Raw genomic sequence first — 1422 nt, forward strand, 5'->3', positions numbered from 1 at the left:
GCTTTAACGATATCATCTGCAGACAGGCCATATTTGACCATCAGGTCTGCCGGTTTTCCGCTTTCCCCGAAACTGTCATCCACAGCAATGTATTCCTGTGGTGCAGGATAGTTCTTGGATAGCACCTGGGCAACGCTGTCCCCCAGTCCGCCCAAACGGTTATGCTCTTCTGCTGTTACCACACAGCCTGTTTTCCTTACCGACTTCAGGATCGCTTCTTCATCCAAGGGTTTTATGGTATGGATGTTGATGATCTCAGCATCGACGCCCAGCTCGGCCAGTTTCTCTCCTGCCTGGATCGCCTCCCATACCAGATGGCCGGTTGCAATGATGCTGACATCCTTGCCCTCGTTCACCATCCAGGCCTTGCCGATCTCAAATTTCTGATCCGGATCCGTAAAGATCGGAACGACCGGACGTCCGAACCTTAAGTATACCGGTCCTTCGTATTCAGCGATGGCAATGGTGGCTGCCTTGGTCTGGTTGTAATCGCAGGGGTTGATCACCGTCATGCCGGGGATCATCTTCATCAGGCCCAGGTCTTCCAGGATCTGGTGGGTTGCACCGTCCTCACCCAAGGTCAGGCCTGCATGCGAGGCACAGATCTTTACGTTCTTGCCTGAATAGGCTACCGACTGACGGATCTGGTCATAGACCCGGCCGGTAGAAAAGTTGGCAAAGGTTCCCGTGAAAGGGATCTTGCCGCCGATGGTCATCCCGGCTGCCAGGCCGATCATGTTCGCCTCGGCGATACCGACCTGATAGAAACGGTCGGGGAATTCATTGATAAAGGCATCCATTTTAAGGGATCCGATCAAGTCTGCACACAAGGCAACAACCTCTTTATTTCTTTTGCCTGCTTCCAGCAGTCCGGCTCCAAAGCCCGATCGGGTATCCTTTTGTTCTGTGAATGTATATTTTTTCATGCTGTCTGATTCCGTAATTATTTTAATAATCTCCTAAGGTTTCCTCCAATTGGGCAAGCGCTGCTGCCAGCTGTTCGTCATTGGGTGCCGTTCCATGCCATTTGTGGGTACCCATCATAAAGTCTACCCCATAGCCCATGTCTGTCTGCATCAGGATCATGACCGGTTTGCTTTTATTGGTCTTGGCTTTGGCCAGTTCCAGTCCGCGGATCACATCGTTCATGTCGTTTCCGTTCATCTCCATCACATCCCATCCGAAAGCTTCCCATTTGGCTTTCAGGTTACCCAGTGACATCACCTTTTCGGTCGGGCCGTCGATCTGCTGGCCGTTGAAGTCAATGGCAGCGATGAGGTTGTCCACTTTATGGTGGGCTGCATACATGGCTGCTTCCCATACCTGGCCTTCCTGAAGCTCCCCGTCACCCATCAGCACATAGACCAATTGTTTATCACCGTCCAGCTTTTTGGTCTGGGCAGCACCGATCGCTACCGAGAG

Annotated in this window: 2 protein-coding genes; both read right to left on the reverse strand. The window is 52.1% G+C overall.

Going from position 1 to position 1422, the window contains the following annotated elements; genetic code table 11:
• On the reverse strand, window positions 1-926 hold a 926-nt coding region (locus tag C8N28_RS13745), incomplete at its 3' end, for a transketolase family protein (RefSeq protein ID WP_132225894.1).
• Between the two features lie 22 nt (window positions 927-948).
• A partial coding sequence (locus C8N28_RS13750) for a thiamine pyrophosphate-dependent enzyme (RefSeq protein WP_246012840.1) occupies window positions 949-1422 on the reverse strand: 474 nt, incomplete at its 5' end.

Source organism: Albibacterium bauzanense (assembly GCF_004339765.1).
GTDB classification, from domain to species: Bacteria; Bacteroidota; Bacteroidia; order Sphingobacteriales; family Sphingobacteriaceae; genus Albibacterium; species Albibacterium bauzanense.